This is a genomic window from Paraburkholderia caffeinilytica, assembly GCF_046030355.1.
Taxonomy (GTDB): Bacteria; Pseudomonadota; Gammaproteobacteria; order Burkholderiales; family Burkholderiaceae; genus Paraburkholderia; species Paraburkholderia caffeinilytica_B.
The window spans coordinates 110,533-136,042 of the sequence record NZ_JAQQCQ010000009.1 but is presented as its reverse complement, the minus strand read 5'-3'; the positions used below and the strand labels follow the sequence as shown (position 1 = coordinate 136,042).

Annotated in this window: 19 protein-coding genes and 4 riboswitches; of the genes, 6 read left to right on the top strand and 13 right to left on the bottom strand. The window is 61.6% G+C overall.

Annotated features, from left to right (window positions below):
* The first annotated feature begins 29 nt into the window (after window positions 1–29).
* Entirely contained in the window at window positions 30–1,199 is a 1,170-nt protein-coding gene (ribD, locus tag PQQ95_RS15950) for a bifunctional diaminohydroxyphosphoribosylaminopyrimidine deaminase/5-amino-6-(5-phosphoribosylamino)uracil reductase RibD (RefSeq protein ID WP_408438347.1), read from the top strand.
* Between the two features lie 15 nt (window positions 1,200–1,214).
* Window positions 1,215–1,850, top strand: a complete 636-nt coding sequence (locus tag PQQ95_RS15945) for a riboflavin synthase (protein ID WP_408438346.1) — start codon at window positions 1,215–1,217, stop codon at window positions 1,848–1,850.
* Between the two features lie 139 nt (window positions 1,851–1,989).
* Here PQQ95_RS15945 and PQQ95_RS15940 read toward each other — a convergent pair whose 3' ends face one another.
* The 12 genes from PQQ95_RS15940 to PQQ95_RS15885 form a co-directional block, all read right to left on the bottom strand.
* Window positions 1,990–2,337 carry a DUF190 domain-containing protein gene (locus PQQ95_RS15940; RefSeq protein WP_408438345.1) on the bottom strand — a complete coding sequence of 116 codons (348 nt, stop codon included), beginning with the start codon at window positions 2,335–2,337 and terminating at the stop codon, window positions 1,990–1,992.
* A 28-nt stretch (window positions 2,338–2,365) separates the two neighbouring features.
* On the bottom strand, window positions 2,366–3,676 hold the full coding sequence (locus tag PQQ95_RS15935) for a voltage-gated chloride channel family protein (protein ID WP_408438344.1): 1,311 nt from the start codon (window positions 3,674–3,676) through the stop codon (window positions 2,366–2,368).
* A 76-nt stretch (window positions 3,677–3,752) separates the two neighbouring features.
* Window positions 3,753–3,819, bottom strand: a riboswitch (Fluoride riboswitch).
* Window positions 3,820–3,880: 61 nt separating this feature from the next.
* Window positions 3,881–5,872 (bottom strand): proton-conducting transporter transmembrane domain-containing protein, encoded by a 1,992-nt coding sequence (locus tag PQQ95_RS15930; RefSeq protein WP_408438343.1) that lies wholly within the window; start codon window positions 5,870–5,872, stop codon window positions 3,881–3,883.
* Window positions 5,862–6,671: an NADH-quinone oxidoreductase subunit B family protein gene (locus tag PQQ95_RS15925; RefSeq protein ID WP_408438342.1), complete on the bottom strand. Its 810-nt coding sequence runs from the start codon at window positions 6,669–6,671 to the stop codon at window positions 5,862–5,864. Before PQQ95_RS15925 ends, PQQ95_RS15930 begins: the two co-directional genes overlap by 11 nt.
* 12 nt (window positions 6,672–6,683) lie before the next feature.
* Entirely contained in the window at window positions 6,684–8,171 is a 1,488-nt protein-coding gene (locus PQQ95_RS15920) for a hydrogenase large subunit (RefSeq protein WP_408438341.1), read from the bottom strand.
* Window positions 8,168–9,643 (bottom strand): proton-conducting transporter transmembrane domain-containing protein, encoded by a 1,476-nt coding sequence (locus PQQ95_RS15915; RefSeq protein ID WP_408438340.1) that lies wholly within the window; start codon window positions 9,641–9,643, stop codon window positions 8,168–8,170. Before PQQ95_RS15915 ends, PQQ95_RS15920 begins: the two co-directional genes overlap by 4 nt.
* Window positions 9,644–9,645: 2 nt before the next feature.
* Window positions 9,646–10,326, bottom strand: a complete 681-nt coding sequence (locus PQQ95_RS15910) for a hydrogenase (RefSeq protein WP_408438339.1) — start codon at window positions 10,324–10,326, stop codon at window positions 9,646–9,648.
* Window positions 10,327–10,332: 6 nt separating this feature from the next.
* Window positions 10,333–11,280, bottom strand: a complete 948-nt coding sequence (locus PQQ95_RS15905; protein WP_408438338.1) for a respiratory chain complex I subunit 1 family protein — start codon at window positions 11,278–11,280, stop codon at window positions 10,333–10,335.
* Between the two features lie 245 nt (window positions 11,281–11,525).
* Window positions 11,526–11,596: riboswitch (Fluoride riboswitch) on the bottom strand.
* Between the two features lie 50 nt (window positions 11,597–11,646).
* Entirely contained in the window at window positions 11,647–12,015 is a 369-nt protein-coding gene (locus PQQ95_RS15900; protein WP_408438337.1) for a DUF190 domain-containing protein, read from the bottom strand.
* A gap of 207 nt (window positions 12,016–12,222) precedes the next feature.
* Window positions 12,223–12,588 carry a DUF190 domain-containing protein gene (locus tag PQQ95_RS15895; protein ID WP_408438336.1) on the bottom strand — a complete coding sequence of 122 codons (366 nt, stop codon included), beginning with the start codon at window positions 12,586–12,588 and terminating at the stop codon, window positions 12,223–12,225.
* A 196-nt stretch (window positions 12,589–12,784) separates the two neighbouring features.
* Window positions 12,785–12,852: riboswitch (Fluoride riboswitch) on the bottom strand.
* A gap of 138 nt (window positions 12,853–12,990) precedes the next feature.
* Window positions 12,991–14,523 (bottom strand): MutS-related protein, encoded by a 1,533-nt coding sequence (locus tag PQQ95_RS15890; protein WP_408438335.1) that lies wholly within the window; start codon window positions 14,521–14,523, stop codon window positions 12,991–12,993.
* Window positions 14,520–16,055, bottom strand: coding sequence for a MutS-related protein (locus PQQ95_RS15885; protein WP_408438334.1), 1,536 nt, complete (start codon window positions 16,053–16,055; stop codon window positions 14,520–14,522). The genes PQQ95_RS15890 and PQQ95_RS15885 overlap by 4 nt, the downstream gene beginning before the upstream one ends.
* A 259-nt stretch (window positions 16,056–16,314) precedes the next feature.
* Window positions 16,315–16,377, bottom strand: a riboswitch (Fluoride riboswitch).
* Window positions 16,378–16,819: 442 nt separating this feature from the next.
* Here PQQ95_RS15885 and PQQ95_RS15880 point away from each other — a divergent pair.
* A complete protein-coding gene (locus tag PQQ95_RS15880; RefSeq protein WP_408438333.1) occupies window positions 16,820–18,535 on the top strand; it encodes an AMP-binding protein in 1,716 nt (571 codons plus the stop codon).
* Between the two features lie 113 nt (window positions 18,536–18,648).
* Here the strand turns inward: PQQ95_RS15880 and PQQ95_RS15875 are convergent, their stop codons facing one another.
* Window positions 18,649–21,351, bottom strand: a complete 2,703-nt coding sequence (locus tag PQQ95_RS15875; protein ID WP_408438332.1) for a winged helix-turn-helix domain-containing protein — start codon at window positions 21,349–21,351, stop codon at window positions 18,649–18,651.
* A 411-nt stretch (window positions 21,352–21,762) separates the two neighbouring features.
* Between PQQ95_RS15875 and PQQ95_RS15870 the strand changes: the two genes are divergently transcribed.
* From PQQ95_RS15870 to PQQ95_RS15860, 3 genes are all read left to right on the top strand, one after another.
* Window positions 21,763–22,905 (top strand): acyl-CoA dehydrogenase family protein, encoded by a 1,143-nt coding sequence (locus tag PQQ95_RS15870; protein WP_408438331.1) that lies wholly within the window; start codon window positions 21,763–21,765, stop codon window positions 22,903–22,905.
* Between the two features lie 201 nt (window positions 22,906–23,106).
* Window positions 23,107–24,288 (top strand): lipid-transfer protein, encoded by a 1,182-nt coding sequence (locus tag PQQ95_RS15865; protein ID WP_408438330.1) that lies wholly within the window; start codon window positions 23,107–23,109, stop codon window positions 24,286–24,288.
* Between the two features lie 13 nt (window positions 24,289–24,301).
* The gene (locus PQQ95_RS15860) at window positions 24,302–25,501 is read left to right on the top strand and encodes an acyl-CoA dehydrogenase family protein (RefSeq protein ID WP_408438329.1); all 1,200 of its coding nucleotides are present in this window, start codon (window positions 24,302–24,304) and stop codon (window positions 25,499–25,501) included.
* Window positions 25,502–25,510 lie beyond the last annotated feature (9 nt).

Here is a 25,510-nt window from a genome sequence, read left to right as displayed (position 1 = left end):
GCCTAGCCACCGTACCCGACCGGACACCGATGTTTTCGCAAACCGACTTCGTTCATATGGAACGCGCGCTCGCGCTGGCCAGGCGCGGCATGTACACGACCGACCCGAATCCGCGGGTGGGTTGCGTGCTCGTCAAGAACGGCGAGGTGATCGGCGAAGGCTTCACGCAACCGGCCGGCCAGGATCATGCCGAAGTGCGCGCGTTGAAGGACGCGCGTTCACGCGGCCATGACCTGCGCGGCGCCACCGCCTACGTCACGCTCGAACCGTGCAGCCATTTCGGCCGCACGCCGCCGTGCGCGAATGCGCTGATCGACGCGCAGGTCGAGCGCGTGGTCGCGGCGATGGAAGACCCCAATCCGCAAGTCTCCGGGCGTGGCCTCAAGATGCTGCGCGATGCCGGCATTGAAGTGCGTTGCGGGCTGCTTGCCAACGAAGCGCATGAACTGAACATCGGCTTCGTGTCGCGCATGACGCGTGGCCGCCCGTGGGTGCGCATGAAAGTGGCCGCCTCGCTGGACGGCCGCACCGGCTTGCCGTCGGGCGTCAGTCAATGGATTACCGGCGAAGCGGCGCGCGCCGATGGCCACGCATGGCGCGCCCGCGCGTCGGCGATTCTGACGGGCATCGGCACCGTCAGGGAAGACAATCCGCGCATGACCGTGCGCGCCGTCGACACCCCGCGCCAGCCGCAACGCGTGCTGATCGACAGTCAGCTCGACGTGCCGCCCGACGCGCAGATTCTGGCCGGCGCACCCACGCTGATTTTCTGCGGCAATCTCGACGAACGTCATACCGAGCGAGCCGCCGCACTGCGCGATCGCGGCGCGGAAATCGTGCAACTGGCGAACCCGTCCGGCAAGGTCGATTTGCCCGCCGTGCTGAAAGTACTCGGCGAACGTAACGTCAACGAACTGCACGTCGAGGCAGGCTACAAGCTGAACGGGTCGCTGCTGCGCGAAGGCTGCGTCGACGAACTGCTGGTCTATCTCGCGCCCAGCCTTCTCGGCGTAGACTCGATGAGCATGTTCAATCTGAACGCGCCGGAAACGCTCGACGGCCGCACGCAACTGAATTTCCACACAGTCGACCGGATCGGCGACGATCTGCGGATTCTCGCTCGCTTCGTGCCCCGCGCCGTGCCGCAGTCGGCACCCGAAGCCGGCACCGAGCCCGCACCCCAACCAACTTCGAATTGATCAAGGACTAGCACGATGTTTACAGGAATCGTCGCGGCGGTGGGCCGCATCGAATCAGTCAAACCCCTCGGCACGGATGGCGACGCGGGCGTGCGCCTGAGCGTCGAAGCCGGCGGCCTCGATCTCGAAGACGTCCAGCTCGGCGACAGCATCACGATCCAGGGCGCCTGCATGACGGTCGTGGAGAAAACCGCGCATTCGTTCGACGTGGACGTGTCGCGCGAAAGCCTGAACTGCACAGTCGGCCTCGGCGAACCGGGCGAAGTCAATCTGGAAAAAGCGTTGCGCGCGCACGACCGGCTCGGCGGCCATATCGTCTCCGGCCACGTGGACGGACTCGGCACGGTCACGCGTTTCGCGCCGGTCGGCGAATCGCACGAGCTGCGCGTGCTGGCGCCGCGCGAGATCGGCCGCTATCTGGCTTATAAAGGTTCGATCACGGTCAACGGCGTGAGTCTGACGGTCAACTCGGTTGAGGATCGTAACGACGGCTGCGAATTCTCGATCAACCTGATTCCGCACACGGTGCAGGTGACCTCGCTGAAGAATTTGCGCGAGGGTTCACAGGTGAATCTGGAGATTGATTTGATTGCGCGGTACGTGGAGCGGATGCTCAGTGCGAATCAGGATAGCTCTACACCGTTGAAATAATTAAATTTCCAGGAAAATCGACAGCCCCCAGGCCATTGCCCCGGTCGCCGGTAACGCGAATCCCGGCAGAGAGAACTCGCCCGTCAGGCACAGCCTGATGTACGAGTTCATCGTCGATTCCGATGGTGCGGCCTGTCGGTCAGATCACCTGAGTCGGTATTTCGCACGGCAGGAAAATCGCCCTGACATTGTCGAGTCCCTTGCCGTGCACATGCCAGAAGTCACGCACTTTGGCCTCCAGGTCAATGAGTTCGATGCAGTGCGGAAAACGGTGATGTGCAACCTCGATGTGTTCGTGGTGCAGCCGGTCGCCTTTCAGATAGCCCGCATGGACACGGTGCAGTAGCGCCTGCTCAATGCCAGCGTTCTTCGCATGGCGAAGTAAATGTGAGGCGAGGCTTGGGCGCGACACCCGATGCCAGAAACGCGTCGGACGAGCCCGCTCCGAATGGTGGAAATACAGGCGAAGCGAAATCAGCTTGGTCATGGTGTCAATCAGCGAAAGTTCGAAGTGTTCAGGATTGCGCGGAAGCGGTTGCGGCCTTGCGGGCTGCGCGACGCAGCGCGGGGATTTCGGCGAGGCGCATGCCGGCAGGCAGGAGTGGATGTTTGGCGTGACCAACCCGCTGTGCGCGATAGATACCGGTATGCCCGGAGAAGAGGTAGCTAACGACACAGGCCAAGGCTGCGTACACACCAATCTGCGGACCAAAGAGTTCGATCGCCATCACGGTCGACGCGATCGGAGTATTCGCCGCGCCGGCAAATACCGCAACAAAACCGAGCCCGGCGAGCACCGGCACCGGCAACGCCAGCACGTGGCCCAGCGCATTGCCTAGCGTCGCGCCGATATAGAAAAGCGGCGTCACCTCCCCGCCTTTGAATCCGGACGCGAGTGTCACCACCGTAAAGCCGAACTTGCCCGCGAAGTCATACACCGGCAACGAACCGTTAAAAGCCTGAACGATGGTCGGAATGCCGAGACCCAGGAATTGCGGAACATTGAAGACCGTGGCGAGGATCGCCACAACAGCACCGCCGATCAACGGCCGGACCGGCGCATAGGCGATCTTGCGCTTGATGAGCGCCGACAACGCATGCGTTGAATCGGCAAAGAGCATCCCGACTACACCAAAGGCTATTCCCGCGACGATCGCAGATCCCATCCCAAGAGCGGTGAGAGGCGGTACGAACGGGACCGTGTAGACGGTGTGGTGAATGCCCCAAAGACGGCACACCACATCGGCCATCACGGACGAAGCGAGACAGGCGAGCAGCGCGTCGTAGCGCAAGCGGCCGATTGCAAGCACCTCGAGACCGAAGATCGCGCCCGCGAGCGGCGTGCCAAAGACCGACGAAAAACCCGCCGCGATGCCGCCCATCAACAGAATGCGTCGCTCTTCGCGCCCGAGGCCGAAGAGTTGCGTGACGCGATCGGCCAGTGCCCCGCCCATCTGGACGGCAGTGCCTTCGCGGCCAGCCGAGCCGCCAAACAGATGGGTAATCACCGTGGCCACCAGCACGAGCGGCGCCATGCGCTTGGGCACAATTTTCTGCGGATCGTGAATTTCGTCGATCAGCAGATTGTTACCGCCCTCCACGCTCCTGCCAACGCGGTGATAGACCCAGCCCGTCAGAAATCCCGCGAATGGCAGCAGCCAGATGAGCCACGGATGGTCCACGCGTGTATCGGTTGCGCGATCCAGCGCAAAGAGAAAAAGTGCGGAGGCGGAGCCGGCCAGGGTGCCCAACACGCACGAAAGCAGCAGCCAGCGCGCGAGATACGGCACCATGGCGAACTGCTCAACAGACTTGAGATGTTTCATGATTTTCAGGTTCGATAGAACATCAAACCTGAGCGACAGGACGTCGCGTGGACGGCCTACGACCTCCTGCACTCAGGAATTCGTAGGCATCATCAGCCGAGGGATCGGCGGTTGTTTGGAGGAATGCCATCTCCAGCGGGCGTGATTTTAATCGAGGAACACTGCGTTGCGCAAGAATTAAGCAATCGTTCGCTCGAAGCCGGGCTATACGAGCGTCAACGCCAGTATCGCCACTAGCAGACCGCCGATCAGCGCGAGGTAGAAGTTCAGATTGCCGGACTGCAATGCGCGCAGTTTGTCGGCACACCACGTCACGAACAGGACTGCTGGCTCGAAGAGATGCCGCTCGAACAGGTCCGTCACCCCCTCGGAAAACACCAGCCGCTTGATGAAGTACTCGCGTTGCTCATGTTCGCGCTCGGTGCTCATGGTCGGCTGATACACGAAGCTGTAGAACGTGCGCATCGCATTCGAGAACGTCAGCGGCGTAGTCATCGCGTCGCGGCCATGCTGGGTCATGCCGCCAAACCAGACCGCCGTGCGCCGTACCGGACGCGTTCTCGTGAACCGCAACAAGGCGAGTGGGATAAGCGCCAACAACGGCATCACGATGATGAGCTTCGACGGCGAGATAAAGGCAAACTTGTCGGTCAGCGGAACCAGCAGCCATCCCGATACCATCGCCTGGGGACTGTTGGCCTGAAACAGCGTCTGGGCACCGCTGGCCAGCGCGTTGAGCCACAACGGCGCACCAACGGCCACCGCAAGCACGCAAAGTCCCAGTACGCCGACCGCGACGGCACTGCGGCGAGGCACAGGATGCTGATAGTCCGGGTCGGGCATGCCCAACAGCCCCAGCCCGAATAGTTTGACAAACGTGGCAAGCGCCACCGCAGCGGCTAGCGCGAGGCCCGCACCGGCCAGCACCAGCACAAGACGGCCGGTGAAAGCCGATAAATGAAAGCCTTGAAATACCGACTGGAACACGTACCACTCGCTAACAAACCCCGCCTGCGGGGGAATCGACGCCAGGCTCATCACCGCGAAAAGTGCGCCGAGACCTAGCATGAACCCACTGTTTCTGATCCAGCCGCGCGGCACGATATCGTAATTGCCCGTCGACGCCTGGATGCCGTCGGCGACCAGAAAGAGCGCGCCTTTGGCGAGCGAATGGCCGGCCAGATGTAACAACGCGACAGTCCACGCGAGACCGGCGAGATCGTTCAGATGGTCGCTGCGAAAGAGTTGTGTGACGCCGAGCATCGCCACCGCGACCGACGCGTTTTCCGCGGACGAATAGCTGAGCAACGCTCTCCAATCGTCCTGCTGGAAAGCAAACAGGATCGCCAGCACCGCGCTGACAACGCCTATCGCGATCGCGACCACACCGAGCCCGAACGCCGTGCCGCTGTCGTTGGCAACGCCGAGCCAGCTGTTCCAGCCGCGGCTCAGCGCGAAATAGGCCGCATTGAGCACGACGCCGGAGAACAGCACGCCCGTCGCACCACTGCCGCTCGAGTACGCACGCGGAAACCACTCGTAGAAAGGGATGAGGCCGAGCTTCGCACCAAAGCCGATGAGCAGCGCGATACCGGCCGCCCACGACAGAATTGCCGGCGTCTGCGGCGCATGGGCGCCGAACGCGCCGAAACCGATGCCGGCCGACGCGTGGTCGAGTAGCAGAATCGCGAAGACCAGTGAAATCGCGCCCACTTCGAGCAGCGCGAGCATGAGCAGCACGGGTTTGCCGTCGGCCTCACGCGCGCGCTCGCCCGCGAGCATCACCGCGCCCCCCAAGCTCATCACCTCCCAGGCGACGAGCATCGACATACCATCCTGCAGACCGAACACACCCAGTGCGCCAAGCAGGCTCAGCGACGCCCCCACCCACCACGTGCCAGAACGGCCTGAGAGCGGCGAGCCAAGCCCGCAGGCAAAGATGGCTGGTACCAGACCAAAGCCGAGCAGCCAGAGCGCTGACGGTTCAAGCGCGAAGGCAATGCGCTGCGAAGCAAGCGCAAACGGAAATTCAACGCGAGGCGTTGCGGTGGGCAAAGCAGTCAGACACGCGGCGACGCCGAGCACGCAGCCGGCCGCCAGCAAATAGCGGAGCCACGCCCGCACTGAGCGCATCGGCGACAGAATGGCGGTGGCGAGCCACAGGACGCTCGCCGCCAGAATCAGGTCAACGCTCAAGTTGCCCTCCTCGCATCCGTTGCTCCGCGCGCCCCGTTATCAGCAGCAACGCGTGAATGATCGCAGCAGGATTAGGCGGACAGCCCGGCAGGTAGACGTCGACTGGCAAGACGCCGTCGAGGCCGCTGCCGCAAGCGTAATTTCCTCCACTGACGCCACCTGACACTGCACATGTCCCTGTCGCGATGACCCACTTCGGATCGGGCATCGCCTCATACGTCGCCAGCAGCGGCGCACGCATCGCGTGTGTCACGGGGCCGGTCACGAGCAGAACATCGGCAAAACGCGGCGATGCCGTGAAGAAAATGCCAAGCCGGTGGAGGTTGTAGAACGGATTGTTCAACGCCTGCAGTTCCGACTCGCAACCATTGCACGATCCCGCGTCGACATGGCGGATATGCAGACTGCGGCGGAATGTGCGGCGCGTCCGTTCGACCCTCTCGCGTGGCACGCGGGAAGCCGCCGCCTCGTCCCGCACAAGGTCGTCCCGATTCGTCACACCCACCGCCCAGTCCGCCGATGGCGAGAAGGCGCCAGTCGGACACGCTTCGGTACAGCGCTGGCAGACGATGCAACGGCCCCAATCCACCTCCGGAGGAACGTGCGCGCCCCGCTCGTGAGAGAAAGTGATCGCATGCGTGACACATGCCTTTGCGCACGCGTCGCAACGCTCCTGGCACCTGGCCGGATCGTAACGCGGCATGCCGAGCACGCCCTGCTGGCCGTGCGCATCGCCCTTGAGCGGCCATTCAGTACTTGCGCTGCCGCTCGTCAGCCCAAACCAGGTCCATAGAGACATAATCGCTCCGCCCTATCGCGCACAACCCGAAATGGTCAAACCGAAACTCGCTTCGTTGATCGCATAATCCATCATGTTGCTGTCGTGCACGGTGAAGGGAAACACTCGCCAGTTGGAAAACGATGGCGACTTGAGCTTCGCGCGCGCAATACGTGACGTGTCATCGAGATGCAGCGCATAGAGCACAGTGCCCCGTGACGACTCGGCCCAGCCGAGCCCCTCGGCGTTCGGCGCACAGTGACAAGACTCCAGCAGTGGCCCCGCAGGAATGCCGCGCATGATCGCGTCGTCGAGCAGCACCAGACTCGTCCGGAGTTCCGCGATCCGCACTTTCATCCGGGCAAAGGCGTCACCCTCGCTCCGGGTCGCGACAGCGGGCTGCAATTCGTCGTACGCGGCATAAGGGTGATCCCGTCTGAGGTCCCGGTCTACACCTGATGCCCGTTCGACCGGTCCAGTCGCGCCCTGATCGAAGGCGAGTTGCTGACTGAGCGGCGCCGTGGAAATAAGCCGGTCGAGATGACTGGTGGTCCGCTCGATCAGGTCGACATATCGCTCCAGTTCGGGTCGCAGCGCCGCAACGCCCTCGGCAATCGCCACCACGTCCAGATCGCGGCGCACACCGCCTGGCCACACCACGCCGCGCAATAACCGGCTGCCGCAGGCCAGCGCATTCATTTGCTTGGCGCGCTCCTCAAGCAGCTTGCCCTGGGCCTCGCCGACCTTCAGCGTGGTCGTGTGGCACAAATGGCCGAGGTAATGCAGATGGTTATAGACGCGCTCAAGCTCCGCCGCGATCACGCGAAACCAACGTGCGCGCGGCGGCACGATGCAGTCCGCTGCGTCTTCGAGCGCCTGCGCATACGCGAGCGCGTGTGCCACGCTATCGATGCCCGCAACGCGCTCCGCGAGCAGAACACCCTCCTCGATACGCATCCCCTCGAACTGCTTTTCCATCCCGCGATGTTTGAGGAACAGATTCGGGTGATAGTGCAGAATGCCTTCGCCAACGTAGTAAAAGATGAATTGAGCCGACTCGACGACATCGGCACGCACGGGGCCGAACGGCAATAATTGCACGTGCTTGCCTGATACTTGCGGCAGTGTCGGGGCGGCCAGCGTGCCCGCGACGCTGGCCTGCGACGCATCCATCGGCTCGAGGGGGCCGCGCGGTGTCGGCGGCAAAAATGCGGTGACGAGGCGTTCGGGTTCCGGATGTCCGGCAAACGCGACACCGCTCATTTCCATGATCTCGCGCTCATACCAGCCGAGCAGCGGGCAGCGACTGGCGAGACTGGGAACCGGCGCGTTGCCGGTTGCAACGCGCCAGCTCTCGAACTCGCGCCGGCCAGGTGTTGTCGCGATATAGCGCATTTCCGGAGCGTCCGGCCGCGGGAACCACGCGTACGCGGTCTGCATGCGTCCACCGCGATCGAGCAAAGCGTCGGCGGCCGCGCCGAGTCCGGCAAGCGTGACTTCCTTGAGCGTGCAGTTGTTCATCGCGTCTGCCCTCCCAGATCCGCGGCAACCATTTCGAAGAAACGCCATAAAGCTTGCGGCCACCACACACCGAGGACCAATACCGGCACAAAGGCAAGCCACATCGGAACCGTCATCCATGCGCCCGGAGTCGCCGTGCGTTCCGGTGCCCCGCTCGGCCCCGCTCGCCGGGCTTCGAAGTACATAGCCCGGAAGTGGTTGAGAAAGCCGATGAAGATCACGATCAGCAATAGCAGCATCACCATCACGGCCCAAACATTCGAACTCACCATCCCGGCACGCATCAGCGTCAATTCGCTTAGAAACAAACCGAACGGCGGCGCCCCCGTAATCGCCACCGCGCCGGCCAGCCACAACGCGCCGGTGACAGGAAAGCGATCCCACACGCGGCGAATTTCGCCCATGTCCTTGGTGCCGAACACGCGCATGACGTTGCCGGCGCCGAAGAACATCAACGACTTGTTCAGCGAATGGTTGAGCATGTGATACAGCACAGCGGCAATCGCGAGCGGGCCGCCAAATCCCAGTCCGAGCGCCAGCACACCCATATGCTCGACGCTGGAATACGCCATCAACCGCTTGACGCCTTCCTGACGCACGATGAACAACGCGGCGACAAAAAGCGAAAACGCGCCAAACGCAACCAGCACGGTGCGCGGCAACAGCGATGAACTGGCGGCATCGGTGATCGTCAGGAAGCGCGCGACGCCAAGCATCGCCGTATTCAGCAGCGCACCGGAGAGCATCGCGGACACGGGCGCCGGCCCCTCACTGTGCGCATCCGGCAGCCATGTATGCATCGGTGCGAGGCCAGCCTTGGTGCCATAGCCGACCAGCACGAGCAGGAACGCCATCTGCACCAGCGCCGGATTCATCCTGGGAGCCGCACGGCGCAGCGTGTCCCAGGTCATGTCGTAGGTCGGGCCGATGACTAGGCTGCCCGCCCAGTAGAAGAGCACTGTTCCGAGCAATGCAAGGCTGATGCCCGCGGAAACGACGATGATGTACTTCCATGCCGCTTCGATCGCTTCCTGGCCGCGCTCGAAGCCTACGAGGAACGTGCTGACGAGCGTAGTCAGCTCGATCGCGATCCAGTAGACACCGATGTTGTTCATGATCGGCCCACAGATCATCGTCGCCGCGAAGAGCGCGAAGAGCGCATAGAAGTTCGGTAGCCGCTCACGCTCCTCGGCTAGCAGCCGCATATAGCCCACCGCATAGATCGAAGCGAGGCAATACACAAGCGCAGTGCAAACAAGGGTCCAGGCGGCCAGCGCATCGACCACAACGTAGTCGCGCAGAAAGCGATGTCCATCCTTGACCGTGCAGACGAGCAAAACCGCCGCAATCACGCAGACAATCGATGCGGCGAGGTTCGCATACTCGGCGACGCGCGCGCGCCGGCTCGCCGCGCAGATTGCCGCTGCTGCGACTGGTGCGACAACGATCACGACGCTCCATGTCTCGATCATATTCACCCCACCAGCCGTCTAAGCTCACGGCTGCTCGTGCTGCCGACATGTGCGACCAGATAGCGAACCAGTACGCCGAAGCTCACGACGATAACCAGCAGATCAAACAGCAGCACCAGTTCGATCAACATTGGCATGCCCGGCACGAGAATCTGCGAGCCCAGGAAGATACCGTTCTCCAGAATCAGGAGGCCCAGCACCTGACTGATCGCCTCATGACGCACCGCGAGCATCAGAAAGCCGATGAGCTTCATCGAGAGCATCACCGTGAGCGCCAGCACCACCACGGTGCCGCCCAGGCCCAGCGCGTTGCCCAGATGGTTCGACACGACAAAGGCAAAGAGCACCAGGAGCGCCCCCAGCACGATGCTCGAGCTTGGCTGCAGGATCACATGCAATTCCCGCTCGACTTCCAGCCGGATGATGATTCGCCAGATCAGATAAGGCAGCACCATGCCCCGGAAAAAAACGGTGAGTAGCGCGATCAGATACAGCTCGTGGTAGTTGCCGTAATAGCCCACCGCACCGGAGAGCCCCGCGATCAGCCACGATTCGGCCATGAACGCGAGCAGATAGTCCTTCAGCCAGCGAGAACCCAGCATCACAAACGCAAGCAGCAGGCTGCCAATCGCCAGCAGGCTGAAGAGCGATGCGGCGAGCGGACTCAGGTGGGCGAGCAGCATGACAGGTCACCGAAGCTGGTTAGCGGCGATCGCCAGCACCGCCAGCATGAACGACGCCGCAAGCGGCTCCTGATACCGGAAAAAACGCAACCTGGATTGCGCCGTCTCGACAACGACTACCACGAGCACGACCAGCAACATCCGCAGGAACAAACCGATCGCCGCACCCAATGCCCCCAGCGCCGTGCCGTGCTGCGAGAGTCCCCACGGCAGGGTCAGCACGTTACAGAAAATGGTGTAGAGAATGAACTGCTTCATCATCGACGCCCATTTGAGGAGCGCCAGAAGCGGTCCCGAATACTCGAGGATGCGCGCCTCCTCGATCATGTACACCTCGATGTGCGTGCTCGAATGAATCGGCAAGCGATCCGTCTCGACCAGTAGCAGGACGAAAAACGCGAAAACGAGAAACAGGTGGGCCGGACTCCAGTACACGGATGGCTGTGCCACAAGCAGATGGTTCACGACGAACGGCAACATCGCCTTCGCGAGCAGCGTGATACCGACCAGCACGAGGATCAGCGTGGGCTCCGCGAGAATGCCGAGCATCACCGCGCGGCTCGCGCCAATGCCGCCATAAGCGCTTCCCGAATCCAGACCTGCCAATACGACTGCAAACGACCCGAATGTCAGAATGAGGCCACCGCCAAGGATGTCGCCCATGTCGGAAAGCGGCAGTGGAAAGTCCGTGAGCACCGGGATGAGAATCGGCACCGTGAGCATGCAGGTGAACGCGACGACCGGCGCAGTCCAGTAAATCCACGAAGCGGAGTTGGGCACGACGAGTTGCTTGTGGAAAAGCTTCCACAGGTCCCGATAGGGTTGAAAAATGCCAGGGCCGCGTGCGCGTTGCACACGCTCTTCCCATTGCAGGATGACGCCTTGCAGAAGCGGTGACAGGGCGATGACGGTCACCACCTGGGCAATCTGGAGGGTGACGTCGCGCGTGTTCACGCCCCCTCCGCGAAGACGAAGGGCCGACGGACGACGTATTGGGACCGCGGGGACCGCGGCTTAACGCACGCGCAAATCGCTACGCGACGGCGCTGCGAAGCGTATGGACGGGGGCGGCAATCATTGCTGCACGGCGACTCGCTCACGCATCCCATGTTTTTTGCGTTCTTGTAGGCAACGATATGCCCGGGATGCTCGAAAAGGCGAGCCGGCCGAAAATGCCTACCGGCCCCGAAGCGCCCGGGGACCCTGTAGGCATCATTAGCCGCAAACCTGCTAGCGGCGGTTAGGGAGGAATGCCATCTCCGCAGAAATCAGTTTTGAGTATAGGTGACGCGCCAATGCTTGCAAGCTCCGTGTTTCCTCCTATCCCGTCGAGCGGCCGAACAGGGAAAAATGCTTCGGCGGTTTGTGCGGGTGGTCATCGCCGATCACACCGAACTCGATCGGGAACCGCATGTAGAAAACGTGCACGTTTTCGGCGCGTACGAGATCCAGAAGTTGTTCGGCTTCTTTTTCAGTCACGGCAAGAATGATCTGCACTGGCTGATCGTCGAGCCTGAGCATGTGGGCCGCATGATGCGAACCCGCGTGGCCGATGCCTTCGGCGCAATTGATGACGGTCGCGCCACCGATACCGAGTTGGCGAACCTCATGCAGCAGCCATTCGCACACGGTCTGATGACCGTGCTTCCTCTTCTGCTCGGTATAGAACGTCAGTTGATAGCCGTTCATCGCACATCTCCGCCGCCCATCGGGTCCTTGCAGCTCCGGGTGACGCGCACGGGCTGCGTCCACTACCGGAGTAACACCGCGTTGCCAGACCGGGGCAGGCCCGCTCGTCCACCGCTTGATTCATTCTAGTTCACAGCCGCCGCAACACCTGATTGTGCCCTGCAGCATCGCGTCCGCAAAACAGGCACTTCGTCCGCGGTAATGTGCTCAATCGCTGCAAACGTGCCCATCGTCGTGCTCCCCGCCGCCTGTCACGTCTGCGCCCAGCACCTCGTATTCGATAGGACAACGCGTGTAGAAGAGTTGGACACCGCCGTGCCGGAGGCTATCGAGCAGCGCGTCGATGAGTGCGTCTTCCGCGGCCACGGTGACCACGACGGGTTGGTCGACCAATTCAAAAAAACGCGCCGCGTGATACTTGCCATGCGCGTCGATGCTTTCGCTTACTTCGATCACCGTTGCGCCTTCAATACCGGCTTCTTTCGTCTTTCGCAGAATCCACTCGACAACGGTCATGTGACTCTTGCGGTGGCTCTGATTGGCGGCGAACAGCGTCAATTGACTGCCTTTCATGAGGCGCTCCAATTGGTTCCCGAGGAATGCATAACCCGTCGCTGAGAGCCGGGCACGTCACGATACACACGGATGCGCCGCGTGATACGCACATACGACCTCATTGCAATGATGATAAGCATAGGAAACCAGATTCGAGTGACGTACCAATCTGGACAGCAGGACGCAGGGACATGCTCACGACCTCCTGACCCAGGAACTCGCAGGCATCATCAGCCGGGCTTGACCGGCGGTTTGGGGAGGAATGCCATCTCCACTGCGTTCAGTGTAGCAAGGAAACTGCGAGGCGGTTCAGCGATGGTTTGTGCCGCGATTACAGGCCCGATTGCATCTCGTACCACAGCTGTCTGATCCTCTGACCCAAAGCTCTGATCAAACGGCTCGCGACAAATGTCGCGGGCTTCACCGCTGCGCGCATTGCAAAGCGCAAATGCGGCGAGCCTGAGGTAGAAAGATCTGCCTGTACAGATCTTCGCCGTAGCTGGTCTCCAGGGGCTCGGCCTCTGTCAGTCTGAACGTGCGCTCTCCATCGGGCCGCCGCTCCGCTCTCAGGAACATCATGCCCTGCGTCCTCTGCTCATGCAGCCCGTGAGCCAGCGCGTACAGGTGTGTCACGAATACGATTTTCACGCGCTTTTGCAACAACGCCGCGATGATCTGTCGCGCGATCTCGGAACCCTCGCGCTCATTGGTTGCAGCGAAGGATTCGTTGCACAACAACAGCGAGTGCTCCTTGATGTGTTCAACAATTTCACTCATACGCTTGAGCTCTTCATCGAGCTTTCCGCTCTGCATGGATGCATCTTCCTCTCGCTTGTAGTGGGTCAAGATCCCATCGCACACGTTCGCCGAGAACGAGGCCGCCGTGACGAACATTCCGCATTGCATCATGATCTGCGCCAGCCCAACCGCTCGCAGGAACGTCGACTTGCCACCCTGATTGGCGCCCGTGATGACGACAAGTTCCTTGCCGTCCCCGTGCACGTCATTGGCGACGGGCGCGGGCCCGGAGCGCAGCGCCAGGCTCGCGTCGTACAACCCTTCAACGGCGTGCTGTCTTTCAATGCGCTGCCGCGGAACCGGAATGCACGTGGGCAGGCTCCGTTGTGTCAGCTCGTGATGCAGATTGACGCAACCGAGGTAGAAAGCCAGCTCAGTGCGTAGCATCGTGAGGAAGCTGAGAATATGGTCGGCTGATTGCGCAAGCGCATTGGCGACGAGATTGATCCCCCGCGCCTCCAGTTCCGCCAATGCGCGTGCGCCATTTTCGTCTCGATCGGCAATACGGAACGTCAACGAGGGCGATCGTTTGGCAAATAGCCGCCGCAGGAAATTGGGATCCTTTTCGTGCGGCTTTCTCAGCACGTAACTGATTCCCTTGTTGCCCGTGCCCAGTCCGGCACTGATCAGCACGCCGCCGCCGAACTTGAGTTCCTTGAGACATTGGTGGATCGTGGCAAAGTACTCGTCCGTCAGCTCGCGCTGGATCATCGAGAAAAATTGGCCAAACCCTTCTGACTGGAACTGCCCCGCCTGCGAATCCGCAACGGCCCTCAGCGTCTTCAACACGCCAGCGAATTGCTGGATCATTTCTCGCGCACCGTACAACACCGAACTGGCTGACGATGAAAAGACACTGTAGTGGCTCTTGCGCTCAGTTTCGATCGCCCCGATCGCGATAGCGTAGATCTGTCTCACCGTGGCTTCGTGAGCGATGCAGTCGTTGAGAATGGTCTGGCGATAAGTAATTTCGTCCAGGATGACCGAGCTGACCGGGACGACCCGCTTGATGACGTCGTAGAGAAACGCATCACTTTGCGCCATCGTCTGATAGAGCGTGTTCAAGTCCAGGTCCTGTACCAGCGCCGGCTCGTTCCATTCGGCCTCGCGGTGCATATTGAAGTCGCGGTCCCTGTAGAGAAGATATGCCTTCATAGCCCGAGCCGTTCTTTCAGATGGTCATAGGTCAAGCCGTAGCGTTCCGCGACCGACACCGCATACGCACGACCGTCAGCGGGTTTTCTTCTCACCCGGTAGGTGCGGGAAGCCGGATCCCCCGGCTCTATCTCGCTGACCATGCTCACGACCTGTTCGCCTAGATGCGCGAGTTCCTCGATAAAGGTCACACAAACGCACAACGCGTCGCGCTCCAGAATTTCGCCGATGATTTTCCTGCTCAGAAAGAGTGCGTCAGTCAGCGTTGTCGAGCTGAAGATTTCATTCATGATGATGACGCTGCGCGACGTGGCGTGCGTCATGATCTGATGAACGCGCATCAAGTCGTCCTGCAACTTGCCGCGTAGGTCCCTGGTATTTTCTTCGCGCTCAAAATGCGTAAACAGCCGGTCGTACAGAAAGAGCGTGGCATTGCGGCCGGGAACGGGGCAACCGATCCTCGCCAGATAGTGCAGCTGACCAAAAGTGCGAGCAAAGGTCGTTTTCCCGCCGTTGTTGGGACCCGATACGACAATCAGACGTTCTTCGGCATCGAGATGAAAATCATTCTGGACGACGCACGCGTTTTCGCTCGTGAGCTTGTGCGCGAGCGCCAGATCGAACGTCTCGTCGCAGCGCACGGCTTTGTTGCTGGATGACACGCGTGGGTAGCAAAAGCACAGGTCCGCCGCTTTGCAGATTTCGATGTAGCCGCGGTACGCGAAGTAGAACTGGACTTCGCGGTCGAAGGTCCGGATCGTGGCATCGAGATAGCTCACGTTGTTCGCACAGTAGGTGGCGAGCTCCGTGAACGCCTGCGGGTGTAGTTGCGCGACGAAATCCAGGACGTGGGCTTCGACATGATTCATGTCCATCCAGTCGCGCAATTCGATGCGATGGTCCTTGACCGCCCCTTGCTTGAATTTTTCGAAGATCCGCAGAACATCGGCGCTATAGTCAATTTCCGCGTCGTAGTGACGTACCGTGACGGCGTTTCCCTTGATGAGCACGCAATATCGAATCGACGAGAGATGCTTCTTGATATGGTCAGCGTCATGTGTGAGCGACTGAAAGCGCTCCGATGCAACATATCCGGTCAGGTATTCATGAAACGCCCGTAGTCCTCTCGACGTGGGTGCTGCCAGCGACAGACGCCGGGCAAAGGTCGCAAGTGTCTCGCAATAGATAACGATCGCTTCGAGGAACCACCACGCCTTCTGGCGCTGATAGCGGAGCTTCTCTGCCTGTGCCAGGTGCTCACGCATTTTGCGCATGCCGTGTGTAAAAGCATTGATGCTGTCGAATACATCAGCGTCGTCGAGATCCTGCATGACCTCGTGCCGGTACGTGATCGCTTCCTCACGCGAAAGTTCGGTGTAAAAGAACGGTTTCAGGTTGTAGTCGTTCCATCCGGCCGTGACTGAGGAGACAATCTGGTCGAGATTGAGGTCACCAAAGAAATCTGGCTCCGGCACGTCATCGCGCCTCGGCCCATCCTCTGGTTTTTCGAACAGGATGCTGTGAAAGAGCATGCGTACCCTCTTCTTGTTTGGCAGGCGCACACTTGCGCCTGCCACCAGATTCCGTCGACCGCGAGAGACACCGGTTTCGCACGGCGGGATGGAACCTGAGCAGAGATTCCGACGTCCCGTTACGCGCTCGACTGCAATCAGCGAGGCGGACAGACGTGATCGGTACGGTGATGAAAACTGGGAGGGAACGCCAGCTTGACGATGGCGCGCGCTTCAGACAAACGAAGCGAGTCGAGGCGTGCCCACAGTACCCTAGCCCAGGCCTGTAGGCATCATTAGCCCTTGCGGGCGGTTATGGAGGAATGCCATCTCCAATTCAATTCTTAGTCTACGCCGTGCATTACGGGGACACAAGTTGTTGGCGAAGTTAGCCTCGCCGCGCTGGTATTGATATCGGCGGCACTCCCCATAGACTGGGCGCAAAGGGAAATCCGAGACTTTGCCGCTTTTCCGGACGGGTCGTTTGAAATTAAAAAACAGCTAGCCAAACGCCACATCAGCTACCTGCCCACCTTCGACCAAACCTGACATGCCTTGGATCTTCAGGCAAAGGGCTACGCGGCGAAGTCACCCCCAATAATAGGGGGGAGAATGAATTGCTCCGATTGCGTACTGTGGCTTACTCTGAATTCGAGCACGGCCGTTGAAAATGGCGATGGCGTAGCGAGCGGTTCACGGCAAACCTTGGACATCCTCAATTAACACCCCGACGGGGACCGATTGGGGACCACTGCCGATCCGCAATAAAATACCTGGAGACAGAAATGAGCGGTACGAATTCGGGCACCCTGGTTCATCGCTTCCTGCATTGGGAGCGCGAACAGCCAGATGCATCCTGGCTGACCGAGCCGACGCCGGACGGGCGGATAGTCGACTACAGCTGGGCGGAGGCCGGCAATCAGGCTCGACGCATGGCGGCGTATTTGCGGTCGTTGCAGCTGCCGCCGAATAGTGCGATCTCGATTGTAGGGAAAAACAGCGCGCACTGGATCATCGCAGATCTGGCGATCTGGATGGCGGGGCACGTTTCCGTGCCGCTCTACCCAACCATGAGCGCCGACACCGCGCAGTACATCTTCGGGCATTGCGACGTTCGGCTGGTGTTCATCGGCAAGCTCGACGGAAAGACTGACGGATGGAACGAAATCCGCAAAGCCATGCCGCCGCATGCGCTGATGATCGGCCTGCCCATGTCGCCCGTGCCGGAGGCGCTGCAATGGGACGATATCGTCGCAAAAGTGGCGCCGTTGCAGGATGTCCACCTGCCGGCACCGGACACACTGGCCACCATTATCTACACCTCAGGCAGCACCGGCCGCCCTAAAGGTGTCATGCACAGCTTCGCGTCGATCTTCGCCTACGCGACGCAGTCCGGGAAATTCTGCGGGTTCACCCCGGCCGACTGCGTACTGTCCTATCTTCCACTGGCGCACACGGCCGAACGGTCCTTCGTCGAATCGAATTCGCTCTGTCACGGTTTCCGGGTTTTCTTCAACGACAGCCTTGCCACGTTCGCTCAGGACATGCAGCGCGCCCGGCCCACGGTATTTATCTCAATGCCGCGGCTTTGGACCAGGTTTTATCAGGGCGTCTGCGCGAAGTTGCCTGAAAGCCAGCAGGCATTGCTCCATACAGCAGCGCCCGAAGCGGACACCATCAAGCAGCAGATTCTCAAGATGCTTGGGCTCGACGCGACAAGGCTCGCATTCACCGGCTCCGCGCCGCTACCCGAGGAAGTCATCAATTGGTATCGCATGCTCGGTCTGGAGTTGCTGGACGTGTATGGCATGACGGAGAACTTTTCGTATTCGCACTACAGCCGCCCCGGGCTTGTGCGGCTTGGGTATTGCGGTCAGGCCATGCCCGGCGTCGAATGCCGGATTGCAGGGAACGGGGAGATTCTGCTCAAGGCGCCGACGATGATGCTGGGCTACTACAAGCAACCCGAGTTGACCGCGCAAAGCATGACTGAAGACGGGTTCTTCAGAACCGGCGACTGCGGCGAACTCGACGAAATCGGCCGGCTGAAAATCACGGGGCGGGTCAAGGAGATCTTCAAGACCAGCAAGGGAAAATACGTGGCTCCCACGCCCATCGAGAACAAGTTGAGCCATCCGAAAGTGGATGCCGCGTGCGTGACCGGCCCGGCGCTTGCGCAACCGTTCGCGTTGTTAATGTTGTCAGCCGCCGCAAGAGGCGACCGTCAGGATGCGACTGCGAATGAAACGTTGCGGGCGGAATTGCAGAGCCTACTCGAAAGCGTCAATGCCACGCTCGAAGATCATGAGAAGCTTGCCTTTGTTGTCGCCGTCAAGGATACCTGGACCGCCGACAATGGCTTTCTCACACCAACCATGAAGATCAAGCGCAGCGTGATCGAAGAGCACTATCTGCCGATGGCCCGTATGTGGGCCGAGCTTGGGCATCCGGTCATTCTCGAAGCGCAGGCTGCCGGGACGCAGAAAGACGAGAAAGGGTGAGGCATCTGGCCGTGCCCCAAACCGCCCGTAAGCGCCAAGCGTGAAGCCGGTCCTCTCAAAGGCTCGCATGCTCGCATCTGACAACCTCGTGTTAGCGGGCGGCCACCGCAGGACTAACGGATCAAGTCCTGTCTGCGCGCCCAAACCATCGCGTCGTAACGGCTCGACACCCCTAATTTGGTGAAGATATTCCGTAGATTCCACTTTACCGTTTCGATGGTGATATCGAGTGCGATAGCAATGCGCTTGTTCGACATGGCCTGGCCGACAAGGCTCAGAATCTCAAGCTCGCGCGGGGTAAGCACGGGCTGCAATTTCGACGCGCCAGCGCGGCGTGTGTTGCTCCCAAGACCTTCGGAAAGGGCACAATCCGGGAACTTCTCGAGTAGTTCGATCGCGTATTGCAACGTGGCACCCTCGAGCTTGCGCTCGCGCACCGTCTTTGCGAGCAGCTTGCCTGCTGCCGTGCCTTCGTCAACGAAGGTTCGAACCAGACCGAGGCGCCGCGCTGCCTCCACTGCCTGCGCGAAGTACACGTGTGCGTCATTGTCGCTGCCCTGTTCCGCCAGAATGATGGCCGACAGCAGATCGGCGAGCGCGCCTAGCCGGCCGCACCCGTGTGCTTCGGCGTGACTGCGGGTGATCCGAAGCGCGTGCAGTGCCTTCGCGGGTTCGGTATGGCGATGCACGCGCGCCCCAGCAAGCGCTGCGATACCGGGAATCTCGGCCCGGGAGCCTTGTGCGTCTGGATGATCATGCGCGATCTCCTCGAGCAGCCCTAAGGTTTCGAACGCACCCGCATGGTCGTGCTTGAGCAGCAAAACCTTGACCTGTTCGGCCAACATGTGGGCGACCGCGCGGATCTGGCCCATGCTGCGCAGATGCGCGGTCTGCTGCTGCAGAAAAGCGAGCGCGGCGCCGGGGCTCTCCTGGAGCAATTCGAGGCGCGCCCGGCACAGTGCCGCGCGGATCGTCACGTCCGGGCCGGAGGCATAAAGCAGGCCTCGGCGATTGGCGATCGTTTCGCGGGCATCGTCGATGCGGTCGAGTTCGTAATAGGCGTCGGCGAGCACGCTTGCACAAATGTTGGCGCTGATCGAGTGACGGCCCCCGGCCTGAACCGAGCGCGCGAGCAGTCCGGCGCTCTCGCGCTCGGCCCCGCGCACGTTACCTTCGAGCAGTATCGTTGACGCGCGCGTCGCCTGCGCGACAAGCGCCATGTCGTTGTTGCGATCGGCCGGCGGAACCGGACGCAGGTTGAAGAGACGTCGCGCCTCGGCATAGCGGCCTGCTGCGGCGTAGGCCGCACACAATTCGGCGACCAGCAGATACTGCAGGAAAGGATTGTCGATCACAGCGTCGCGAAGCGGTTCGAGCAGGTCGATCATGCGCTGCGTGTCGTCGTGCTGGAACGCGATGGCGGCGTGAATCAACGGCAGGCTGCGGACGATCTCCGGATCGGCCGACCGGGCATTCGTCTGCAGGTGCGCGAGCCATGCCTGGGCTCTGGCCGCGCGCGTCGTGAGTGCAACGGTCAGGCACGCGATGAACAGGAGCCGTTGATGGCTGAGCAGCGTCTCTTCGGGCAGCCGTTCAAGCAGATGGAGTGTGGGACCCAGATAGTCGAGGCTCCACGTGGCAGGCGCCGCGCGCTCGATGACCGACGCGGCAAACTCGATGTCTTCGCCGGCACTGGCATGGCGCACCGCCTCGGCCAGCAACTCGTGTGCTGCGAACCAGCGGCTCGCGCGCCGGTGCAGTTCGCGCACGGCGTCGATTTCGCGGCGCGCGAGGCGGGTCGCGAGAAACTCCCCAAGGAGCGGATGAAAGCGATACCACGCGGTTCGGTCGTCCGAATCGACGCGGGTGATCAGCAGGTGCTCGTCCTCCATGCGTTCGAGCAGTTCGGCGGCGTGGTCGTTGCCGGTTACCTCGCGGGCGAGGGGTGCACTGAAGCGCCGAAAGATAGACAGCGCCACGGCGAACCCGGATAGCTCGGCAGGAAGCTGCGCCATGACCTCTTCGCTTAGGTAAGTCTGCAGATCGCTTGAGCGCCAGATCAGGTCACCGAGCATGGCCCGCGCATCGGGCCGGTTCCTGAGCATGATGATGATGAGCTGGATGCACGATGGCCAGCCGCCCGTCAGTTCGTGAATGAGGGTGAGTTCGTCTACATTGATTTTTCCAGCGCCGAGGTTTTCGTCGACGAAGGTGCGTGTCTCCGCGAGATCGAACGGCAGAGCGGTGCTGTCGATTTCCACGAGCTGGTCCATCATCCGCAGACGGCTCAGGCTCAGGGGCGGCGTGAGGCGCGAACCTATCACGAGATGCAGATTGTCCGGCCCCTGCTCGACGAGCTTCTGCATGAACTTGTGCGCGTGCAGCGCCTCGACGTGGTGATAATCGTCGATCATCAGGTACAGGTCTTTGGGCAGACCGACCGCCGCTTCGACGATGGCCGCGAGTGCGCTATCCATGGCCGCCGCGCTTGTGCCGTCGAGCGGCAACTCCATCTCCACCGGAATGCCGACGCGCTGCATTGCAGCAAACAGCGCGGTGCAGAAGTCGACGTAGCCCTTTTCATCAGCCGTGAGCGAGAGCCACGCGACCTCGGCGGACGCCTTCACGCAGACCTTGCGCCACTGCGCGAGCAGCGTCGTCTTTCCATAGCCCGCGCTGCCGGTGACGAGCGCGAGCCGGCAATGGCGATCGCGCTGCAATTGCGCAAGCAGGTCCGTGCGCGTCACGTATTTGGCGCCAATGCGCGGCGGCGAGAACTTGGTGGAAACCAGGTGTTTGGGGAAAGGCGGATTCAAATCGTCACCCAGGGGAAGCAATGCGGCGTGTGCGCGCCGGTGCGAATGCGTCACACCCTGAACTTTCGCAAATATGCGCCCACAAGTGTCCCCCTCAGAACGAGGGGTGCCAATCCAAATCGCGGAAACTAACTTACCACTACCGCAACGCCGGGCACGTCGGCAACCTGCCGGAGCGCGGGCGAGCTATTCGCACGCATCGAACGGCCCTCCCCTCAGCGCGCCCGACCCTGTCCGGAACGTCTAACCGGTCGGGCGGCTGCGCGGCGAATACGGCGTCGCGCCAGGTGGGGGGTGCGCGCTTCGCGATCCAGGGTAACGGCGGCAGTCTGTGGGGTACCGGGGAAAACAGCGACCCATTCGGCCCGTCCAGGCGGGCCTGACCAGAAACCTATTTCAGGAATGCATATCATGTCGTATCAACTACCCACCGAAGAGCAGAACCTGGCTGTCGAAAGCTTTCGCAAATTTCTGCAGTCGGAAGTCAAGCCCGTTGCGAAGGAATATCGCGACCGCTTCATCCCGAAAGAAAAGATGCGCGAGCTCACGGAGCGCATCGCCGAGTTTGGTCTGCCCGGCTGCACCATTCCCGCCGAGCATGGCGGCATGGGCTGGTCGTTCGCCACGCAAGGCATGTTGTTCGAGGAGCTGGTCGCCTGTTCGTGCGATATCGCGCTGTGCGTGATGCTCAACATGGGCCTCGCGTCCATGCTGACCAAGGCACGGCCGGAAGTGCGCGAGCGTTACATGCCCGACGTGCTCGCCGGCAAGATCTTCGGCTCCATCGGCATCAGCGAGCCAGACGTCGGTTCGAACGTTGCCGAGATCAAGACGCGCGCCGTGCGCGACGGTGACCACTTTATCGTCAACGGCGAGAAGACGTGGATCACCAACGGCGTCTATTCCGACGTGCTGATCTGCACGGTGCGCGGCGACAAAGGTCTCTCGCACATTCTGATCGACCGCAAGGAGCACGGCTACGAGTCTCGCAACATCGACAAGATCGCGCTCGGCTCGCAGTCGACCGCACAGATTTTCATCACCGACGCGCGTGTGCCGGCAACCAATCTCATCGGCGAGGAAGGCGAAGGTCTGCGCAACACGATGAAGGTGTTCGAGAACGCGCGCGCTCACGTCGGCACGCTCTCGGTCGGGATCATGCGCGCGGCGCTGGAGGAGTCGATTGCCTACGCCCGGGAGCGCAAGCAGTTCGGCAAGGTGATCGCGGGGCACCAGCTTATTGCGGCGAAGATCGCCAACATGGCAATCATGGTCGACGCGGCACGCCTGATGTGCCAGCGTGTGTTCGGTCTGATCGACGCCGGTGTTCGCTGCGATCTGCAGGCGTCGATGGCGAAGGCGTTTGCGACGGAAGCCGCCGTCAAGGTCTGTCGCGACGCGGTGCAGTTGCACGGCGGCAACGGCATCACCAGGGAATTCAACGTGGAACGACTGTTGCGCGAAGCGATCATCATTCCGATCCCGGATGGCACGACGGAGATCCAGCAGCTCATCATCTCGCGAGCGCTGACGGGTGTGTCAGCCTTTGTCTGAGTTCAGCGGGCGCCAAACGCATCTGCCACTGCCCGGCGCTTTCTCGTGCGTTACGCTCGCGCTGCCGGGCTACGGTTCATCATTGCATTTTCGGCGGAGCGCACCCCTTAAAACGAGGGTTGCCGCTCTTTCGGGCGGCTGCCTATGATGCTCCAGTGCTGATCGATCCGATCGGAGACCATAACAAATGAAGGAGAACGTATGACGCGCAAAGTCGTTGTCGCGGGCGTGGGCATGGTCCCGTTCCGCAAGCCCGGCACCAGCGAAACCTATGATCTGATGGGCGCCGAGGCAGCGCGCCTTGCGCTGGCCGATGCCGGTGTGGCCTATCAGGCGATCGAACAGGCCTACGCATGCTTCGTCTATGGCGATTCCACGGCGGGCCAGCGCGCCCTCTATCACGTCGGCATGACGGGCCTGCCGATCATCAACGTCAACAACAACTGTTCGACGGGTTCGACGGGTCTCTACCTGGCGCGTCAGGCAATCGAGGCCGGCGCACTCGATATCGCGCTCGTCGTCGGCTTCGAGCAGATGAATCCCGGCGCGCTCGGCAGCTATTTCAACGACCGGCCCTTGCCCTCGGATCTCTTCCTCAAACAGTGCGACCGCCTCGGCGTGCCGGCCGACATCCCGCCGGCGTTGCGCATTTTCGGCGGCGCGGGCATGGAGCACATGAAACGTTTCGGCACGCCGTTCGAGAGCTTCGCGAAGGTCCGTGCCAAGGCGAGCCGCCACGCCGCGAACAATCCGCTCGCAGTATTTCGTAAGGTCGTAACAGCCGAAGACGTGATGGCGGACCAGCTCATGTGGCCTGGCGTGATGACGCGCCTGATGGCCTGCCCGCCCACCTGCGGGGCTGCAGCAGCGATACTGTGCAGCGAAGATTACGCGAAGAAACATGGACTCGACACGCGTGTCTGGATCGCAGCGCAGGCGCTCACGACCGACGGCCCCGAGGCGCTTCAGGGCGACGACCTGCGCGATGTCGCGGGTTACGGCATGGCGAAGCGCGCGGCGCAGCAGGTCTACGAAACGGCCGGCATTGGCGCCGAGGACGTGAACGTGGTCGAACTGCACGATTGCTTCGCGCACAACGAGCTGATTACCTATGAAGCACTCGAGTTGTGTCCCGAAGGCGGTGCAGCAAAATTCATCGATGATGGCGACAACACCTACGGCGGGCGTTATGTCGTGAATCCGTCGGGCGGCCTGCTTTCGAAGGGGCATCCGCTCGGCGCCACGGGCCTTGCGCAATGCACCGAACTCGTCCAGCAACTGCGCGCCACGGCCGGCGAGCGGCAAGTGCCGGGCGCGCGTGTCGCATTGCAGCACAATGTAGGCATAGGCGGCGCGTGCGTGGTCACGATGTATCGCAACTGAACGGGAGACGTCGATGGATTTCCAACCCGATGCGGGGCTCGACGCGTTTCGCGAGCAAGTGCGCGCGTTCCTGCGGGAGCATCTGCCGCGCGATCTGGCCGGCAAGCCGGTGGGCAGCGTGCGCTCCATGCGTGCGGATCTGGTGCGCTGGCAAAAGATTCTGAATCAGCACGGCTGGGGCGCACCATACTGGGCGCAAAAAAACGGCGGCACGGGCTGGACGGTGCTACAGCGCCTCGTCTTCGACGAAGCGTGCATCGCGGCGGGCGCGCCGACCCAGGACGGCTTCGCGCAGAAGCTGCTCGGGCCGGTGCTGAACGAGTTCGCGTCGCCGGAGCAGAAAGCCGAGCACGTGCCGCTCATTCTGAACGGCGAGCGGCTATGGTGCCAGGGTTTCTCCGAGCCGGGCTCGGGCTCGGACCTCGCTTCACTGCGCACGCGCGCCGGGCGTGACGGCGATCACTATGTGGTCAACGGCCAGAAGATCTGGACGAGCTATGCGCACGAGTCCGACTGGATCTTCCTGCTCGTGCGCACGAATACCGAAGTGAAAAAGCAGGCTGGCATCAGCTTCCTGCTCGTCGATATGAAGACAGCCGGCATCACCGTGCGTCCGATTCGCAGCATCGACGATTGTCACCATCTGAACGAGACGTTCTTCGACAACGTGCGCGTGCCGGTTGCAAACCGCATCGGCGCGGAAGGCGATGGCTGGACGATCACGAAGTTCCTGCTCAACAACGAGCACGCGAGCGCGGCGGATTTGCCGATCCTGCGCCGCTACCTGATGCAGTTGCGCACCCTCGCCACGACGCAGCGCGTGGGCGCGTCACCGCTGCTCGCGCAGCCGGCGTTCGCGCTGCGTCTCGCACGCCTCGAAGCGGAGGTGAGCGCGGTCGCGATGATGGTCGAGCGCGTCGCTGCGATGGAGCAGGATCACAGTCCGGCTGCGCACGCGATGGGCTCGATGCTCAAGGTGCGCGGCACTGAGCTTCAGCAGCGCCTCAGCGAGTTCATGGTCGAGGCCCTCGGCGATTACGGCGCAGTGGCCTATCCCGAACCGCACGACGCCGGCCTCGATGCGCCGGTGCCGTGCGAGGACGTGGCTCGCGGCATAGCCAACGAGATGTTCTTCCGGCGCGCGTCGACGATCTACGGCGGCACGAGCGAGGTCCAGCGCGGAATCATCGCCAAGATGCTATTTCAACTCTGAGTCGTCGGA

What these genes read in the sequence shown, in the direction of transcription:
- ribD (WP_408438347.1), top strand. Translation starts at nt 30, where the DNA reads ATGTTTTCGCAAACCGACTTCGTTCATATGGAACGCGCGCTCGCGCTG.
- PQQ95_RS15945 (WP_408438346.1), top strand. Translation starts at nt 1,215, where the DNA reads ATGTTTACAGGAATCGTCGCGGCGGTGGGCCGCATCGAATCAGTCAAA.
- PQQ95_RS15940 (WP_408438345.1), bottom strand. Translation starts at nt 2,337, where the DNA reads ATGACCAAGCTGATTTCGCTTCGCCTGTATTTCCACCATTCGGAGCGG.
- PQQ95_RS15935 (WP_408438344.1), bottom strand. Translation starts at nt 3,676, where the DNA reads ATGAAACATCTCAAGTCTGTTGAGCAGTTCGCCATGGTGCCGTATCTC.
- PQQ95_RS15925 (WP_408438342.1), bottom strand. Translation starts at nt 6,671, where the DNA reads ATGTCTCTATGGACCTGGTTTGGGCTGACGAGCGGCAGCGCAAGTACT.
- PQQ95_RS15920 (WP_408438341.1), bottom strand. Translation starts at nt 8,171, where the DNA reads ATGAACAACTGCACGCTCAAGGAAGTCACGCTTGCCGGACTCGGCGCG.
- PQQ95_RS15915 (WP_408438340.1), bottom strand. Translation starts at nt 9,643, where the DNA reads ATGATCGAGACATGGAGCGTCGTGATCGTTGTCGCACCAGTCGCAGCA.
- PQQ95_RS15910 (WP_408438339.1), bottom strand. Translation starts at nt 10,326, where the DNA reads ATGCTGCTCGCCCACCTGAGTCCGCTCGCCGCATCGCTCTTCAGCCTG.
- PQQ95_RS15900 (WP_408438337.1), bottom strand. Translation starts at nt 12,015, where the DNA reads ATGAACGGCTATCAACTGACGTTCTATACCGAGCAGAAGAGGAAGCAC.
- PQQ95_RS15895 (WP_408438336.1), bottom strand. Translation starts at nt 12,588, where the DNA reads ATGAAAGGCAGTCAATTGACGCTGTTCGCCGCCAATCAGAGCCACCGC.
- PQQ95_RS15890 (WP_408438335.1), bottom strand. Translation starts at nt 14,523, where the DNA reads ATGAAGGCATATCTTCTCTACAGGGACCGCGACTTCAATATGCACCGC.
- PQQ95_RS15885 (WP_408438334.1), bottom strand. Translation starts at nt 16,055, where the DNA reads ATGCTCTTTCACAGCATCCTGTTCGAAAAACCAGAGGATGGGCCGAGG.
- PQQ95_RS15880 (WP_408438333.1), top strand. Translation starts at nt 16,820, where the DNA reads ATGAGCGGTACGAATTCGGGCACCCTGGTTCATCGCTTCCTGCATTGG.
- PQQ95_RS15870 (WP_408438331.1), top strand. Translation starts at nt 21,763, where the DNA reads ATGTCGTATCAACTACCCACCGAAGAGCAGAACCTGGCTGTCGAAAGC.
- PQQ95_RS15865 (WP_408438330.1), top strand. Translation starts at nt 23,107, where the DNA reads ATGACGCGCAAAGTCGTTGTCGCGGGCGTGGGCATGGTCCCGTTCCGC.
- PQQ95_RS15860 (WP_408438329.1), top strand. Translation starts at nt 24,302, where the DNA reads ATGGATTTCCAACCCGATGCGGGGCTCGACGCGTTTCGCGAGCAAGTG.